The sequence below is a fragment of the Nocardia sp. NPDC058497 genome (assembly GCF_042720195.1).
In the GTDB taxonomy this organism is placed as follows: Bacteria; Actinomycetota; Actinomycetes; order Mycobacteriales; family Mycobacteriaceae; genus Nocardia.
Genome location: NZ_JBHXMY010000011.1, coordinates 23541 through 28341 on the forward strand (window position 1 = coordinate 23541; position 4801 = coordinate 28341).

The 4801-nt window shown below is 66.5% G+C and carries 5 protein-coding genes; 4 read left to right on the top strand and 1 reads right to left on the bottom strand.

Annotated elements, in window-relative coordinates:
• Nucleotides 1-149 precede the first annotated feature (149 nt).
• The 4 genes from ACFWPJ_RS01855 (at nucleotide 150) to ACFWPJ_RS01870 (ending at nucleotide 3535) form a co-directional block, all read left to right on the top strand.
• Nucleotides 150-1292, top strand: coding sequence for a class I SAM-dependent methyltransferase (locus ACFWPJ_RS01855; RefSeq protein WP_378845929.1), 1143 nt, complete (start codon nucleotides 150-152; stop codon nucleotides 1290-1292).
• A gap of 69 nt (nucleotides 1293-1361) precedes the next feature.
• Nucleotides 1362-1523, top strand: a complete 162-nt coding sequence (locus tag ACFWPJ_RS01860; RefSeq protein ID WP_378845922.1) for a hypothetical protein — start codon at nucleotides 1362-1364, stop codon at nucleotides 1521-1523.
• Between the two features lie 389 nt (nucleotides 1524-1912).
• On the top strand, nucleotides 1913-2620 hold the full coding sequence (locus tag ACFWPJ_RS01865) for a DUF6461 domain-containing protein (RefSeq protein ID WP_378845924.1): 708 nt from the start codon (nucleotides 1913-1915) through the stop codon (nucleotides 2618-2620).
• Between the two features lie 237 nt (nucleotides 2621-2857).
• A complete protein-coding gene (locus ACFWPJ_RS01870) occupies nucleotides 2858-3535 on the top strand; it encodes a DUF6461 domain-containing protein (RefSeq protein ID WP_378845926.1) in 678 nt (225 codons plus the stop codon).
• A 423-nt stretch (nucleotides 3536-3958) separates the two neighbouring features.
• On the opposite strand, the gene ACFWPJ_RS01875 is transcribed toward ACFWPJ_RS01870, so the two are convergent.
• Nucleotides 3959-4498 (bottom strand): DUF1697 domain-containing protein, encoded by a 540-nt coding sequence (locus ACFWPJ_RS01875; protein WP_378845928.1) that lies wholly within the window; start codon nucleotides 4496-4498, stop codon nucleotides 3959-3961.
• Nucleotides 4499-4801 lie beyond the last annotated feature (303 nt).

Consider the following 4801-nt stretch of genomic DNA (forward strand, 5'->3'; position numbering starts at 1 on the left):
CCCGGCCGGCCCCGCGGGAGTGCGGGGGCGCCGCGCGGGGGCCCCCCCCCCCCCCCCGCGCCGGGCCCCCGGGGGGGGCGCCCCCCCCGCCCCCCCCCGGGCGATATCGCGCCCCGGGGCGTCGCTCGCACCACACGCACGCCGCCGCGCTGATCGAGACGGTGCGGTTGCGGCGTAAGGCCGCGGTGAAGCTGCCCGCGGCGGCCCAGTGGCTGTTCACCGATGACGCCCTGCAGCAGGCCACACCCGCGCTCGTCGCCCGGCATCGGGCCGCGCGGTTGGCCGGTCGGGCGGTGCACGATGTCACCTGTTCGATCGGGGCTGAGCTGGCCGAGCTGGCCAAGGTGTGTCCGGCAGTCATCGGCAGTGATCTCGACGAGGTGCGATTGGCGATGGCCGCCCACAACCTCGGCGTCGCGCCGCTGTCGGCGACAGGTCTCGGCACAGCCGTCGACGGACAGCCGGAGCGAGACCTCCTCTCCGTCGAGCAGGCCGCTTCTCGCCCGGACGGACCATCGTATGAGGTGGGTTCGCCGATTAGCGGACGAAACATAGTGCTGGCCAAGGCCGATGCCCTCACCCCGACCTCCCGGGACACCGTGATCATCGCCGATCCGGCCCGCCGAGCCGACGGTCGCCGCACCTACGACCCCGCGAAGCTGCAACCCCCACTACCGGACCTGCTGGCCGCCTACGCGGGCCGCGACATCGCCGTGAAGTCCGCCCCCGGCCTGGATTTCGACCGCCTCGGCTGGAACGGCGAGATCGAGGTCGTCTCCCTGGACGGCGCGGTCCGCGAAGCCTGCCTGTGGTCCCCCGGCCTGACCGACCCCGGCGTCACCCGCCGCGCCACCGTCCTCGATTCCCGCGGCGGCGCAACCACTCTCACCGACGCCGTCCCCGACGACATCCCCGAGCAGCCCCCCGGCGAGTGGATCGTCGACCCCGACGGCGCGATCGTCCGCGCGGGCCTGGTCCGCCACTACGCCGCCGAACACGGCCTCTGGCAACTCGATCCCCACATCGCCTACCTCACCGGCGACACCGTCCCCACCGGCATGCGCGGCTTCCGCATCGAGGACCGCTTCGAACTCCGCGAGAAGACACTCCGCCAGGAACTGTCCCGCCGCGACTGCGGTCCGCTCGAGATCCTCCTCCGAGGCGTCGACATCGACCCCGACGCCCTCCGCAAGAAGCTCAAGCAACGCGGCACCCAGCCCTACACCTTGGTGATCACCCGAATCGGCCGCAACGCAACGGTTTTCCTGTGCACGGCCCACGCGGCCCGGTAGGACAAGTCCGCGCCGGTACAGCGAAGCCGCTATCGAACACATGTTCCCCTCGATGGCTAAGCTCTGTCGGTGACCACCGAGAACCCCGCCGAGGCCGCCATCCATCGCTACTTCGCCGCACTCCAGTCCGGCACCCCGGCCATCACCACTGCGAACGCAGCCGGGCCCCGATTCCGACGGCCCTGGCCCGGCCAGCAGAACGCACGACGACCCCACTTGCAGACGATCTGATCAGGTCGCAACTGTCGATTGCCACCGCCCGAGGGACCGCCCCGTTGCCAGTCATGGGACCACCGGCGGCAGCACAGTAGTGGAACAGGTTCTCGCAACGAACGATCACCCGGCGCCGCCTTAGCGAACGACTGGTATGCGGCATTTCAGTGCTTTCGGGCGGTCCCGGATGTCGGTCCGGCGTGCTCGGTGCCGAGGGCCACCTCGCCGCGCAGCAAGGATGGTCGCCAGTGGTAGCAAGTCCGGTGATCTGCTGACCCTCGCGGATCAGCCCGGCGAGCCTGTCGGACGTCAACGGAACCACGGGAATTCCGCGCTGAGGACAGTGGGTCGATCAGGCGTTCCAGACGATCGAATGGTTGTCGGTGGGGACTGCCACCATGACCCATATGGCGACAACCGATCCCCTGGCCCCATTTCAGTGGCTCAACGCATCCGAGAGCCAAGCGGACCCGCTGGGCGAGATCTTCAGCGTCGGCTTCTTCCGAAACCTTGACCCGTCGGAGGTGGTGCGCCGCTTCAGCAAAGGCGACGACTCCGGCCAGGAGTCCGACTTCGAAGAGCTCAACGACAGGATGGTCGAGTTCCTCGGCAAGACTGGCGGCGGGCACGGAGGCGGTCACGTGGGTGTGTTTCGGGCCGGTGCATGGAGCGTGGCCATCGAACCGGTCGGGTGGTGGATGACTGACCGCAAGACGCTGGCGGAACTATCGCGAGACTGTGAGGTCCTGGCGATCACCATCCACGGCTACGCCGAGCACGGCCTCGAGTACGCGATCGACGGGACGATCGTGACTGGCCACCGACTGTGGTACCCGCATGACCGTTGGGGTTGCGACCCCGACCGGCTCAACGACTACATGCGCGAGCTGGGCATGGAGCTGGACATGACCGACGATGACCCTATTTATGACGTCGATGAAGACGAGCGCGACTCCGACGCCTGGCACATCAGCGTCAGCACCGGCGTGCCGAGAGCCTTCGCCCTGGCGGCGAAGGTCACTGGAGTGTCGTTCACGGCAGACATGCTGGACCAGCCCCTCCTCATCGGACCTATCGCCTACCGATGGTCACCTCCCGACCACACCACCGATTGACCCGGTGCGCTTGCTGGTACGACCGGTGAAGTCGTAGAACGCATCTCGGTCCGCTCGACATCCACCTCAACGACCGTCGGGTGAGCGCGCTATGCGGCAATACCGGACGTTGGACTTCTATCGAGTCCCGCAACAGCCCGGCGCGTGGAACCGGCTTGTCCGCCGCTACTAGACGATGGTCCCGGGCCAGATGTCGGTGGCTCATGGCAGTGTCAGCCGCTGTGATTGCTTCAGCTGATGACGACACCTGGTTTCCTGATCATGGACGGTGTTTCCTACCTTGATCGCGATCAACGAACTGGGGGCGTCGTGAACACCGCGACCGGTGGCCTCGGGTGGATGTACGACAGGGATCTGCCGCTGGTCAGCCTCACCTTCGCGCGTCAGATCAACGCCCGAGAGCTATTGGAGCGGATGGGCGTCGACCAAGACACGGTGGCGGTGCGCGGGATGGACGACTTCCATTACGAGCTGGGCGGCCTTCTCTACGAACATGACGGATATGTGGTCACCGCAGGGCATTACCGAAGCTGGGCCTGGGCTGAGGAGCACGGTAGCTGGAAATCGATGGAAGACCGAGGACTGGTGCTGCGCGCCTCGATTGGAACCGCGGCACTGGAGCTGCATGCCACCATGAAATCGGGAGCGGTGTTCGGATACGCCGAGAACGGCCGCCTCATCACCGGCCTCGACACCACCGACCTCTTCAAACGGACAGGCAGTGACCCGCACCGCTTCGACACCGAGATCCAGGCCCTCGGCGCCCGACCCGAAGAACACGAATACGGCCCCCGGGGGTCCCTCGGACTGTTCTACAGGCTCGCAGAGAACCTCGGCGTCGGGGTGCTTGAAGAAGATGCCCGCATCGACCGTCCCGTCCTCAGCGGCCGGCTCCTGCCCCCAGCCTCGCGGTAGCTGCCGAGTCACCCGACACGCGCGCCTACGTTTCGTGTGATGCATACGAACCATTACATAATCGGCATTACAGGATGTCCGTGCTGCCGTAGCCATGATCAATCTGCGCGGCAAATATGGAACACGTTCCTCAGGAGGGCTAGCTGTTGCCGGTGGTTCCATGACTGGCGACGTGGTGACCCCTTCACGCTTGGGGCAAGCGACAGCAACGGAGCTCGGCGCCACCAACCTCGCCAGCGTCATCATGGCTCGCCTCGTGACACGCCGGGCGACCTGACACGCCGACCGGAGTGACCTCAAAATTCACCGATACGGCTGCCCTGGATCGCCCCTGAGTGATCTCGGAATTCGCCGATAACTGGTCTCGGAATTCACCCTTACAGCCAATCTGCTTCGCGGCAGGTAACAGATACTGCTCGCGCGCTAACTTTCCATCTTCTTCACCACTCGCTGGACCGTGAGCCAGGTGCGGGTGGTGATGTCCTTGCCGTAGGTCTTGTCCAGGCGGGCCATGAAGTCGGGGGTTTTGCCGGTGCTGTTGTCGATGATGGTGAGGAAGGCGCGGGCCTCGCGGTCGTAGCCGATGACGCGGGTGAGGGGGTCGTCGTCGAAGGCCTTGGTGTCGGCTTCACGCATGGTGTTCTTGAAGAAGGTGACGGTGAGGTAGGAGCCGCGTTCGTGGGGGAGGCCTTCGAAGGGGTCGCGGTCGAGGAGTTCACGCAGTTCGGAGTGGCTGCGGATGATGGTGCCGCCGGGGATGCCGAGCTCGGTGGCCAGGGCCCGCTGGATGCGCTCTTCGAGGTCGGCCCGGTCGTCGGCGGTGCGGAAGACGATATTGCCGCTGGACACCACCGAGGCGAGCTTGTCGAAGCCCAGACCCTCGAACACCCCGCGCAACTTCTCGTTGCGCATATTCGGGTTGGACGGCCCGATCCCGCGCAGCAGCGCCGCATAACTGTTCACGGTGCGACCGTACCGACCACCCCCGACAGCCCTCCATACCGGTCGGGGACGGGTCGGCTGCTGCGGGGCAGGGCATGACGCCGCTGGCCTTCGCCGGGCCGGCGCATTGCGTCGCGGTACTTGTTCAGCGGGTCATACAAGGAAGACGCAGGGGGCTGTAAGCAAGGGCAGGATCGGCGGCACAAAGCAGATCGGCAACGCGAGTACGCTGAGCCCGAGTGTAAATGGCGCCAGTAGCACGGCAGGCTCGACCGGAACAGGGGCCAGCTCGGAGACCGCGACAGGGGTAGGGGATTCGGCGGG

Excerpts from the sequence above, each read along its gene's own strand:
- ACFWPJ_RS01865 (WP_378845924.1), top strand. The coding sequence starts at position 1,913 with ATGGCGACAACCGATCCCCTGGCCCCATTTCAGTGGCTCAACGCATCC.
- ACFWPJ_RS01870 (WP_378845926.1), top strand. The coding sequence starts at position 2,858 with ATGACGACACCTGGTTTCCTGATCATGGACGGTGTTTCCTACCTTGAT.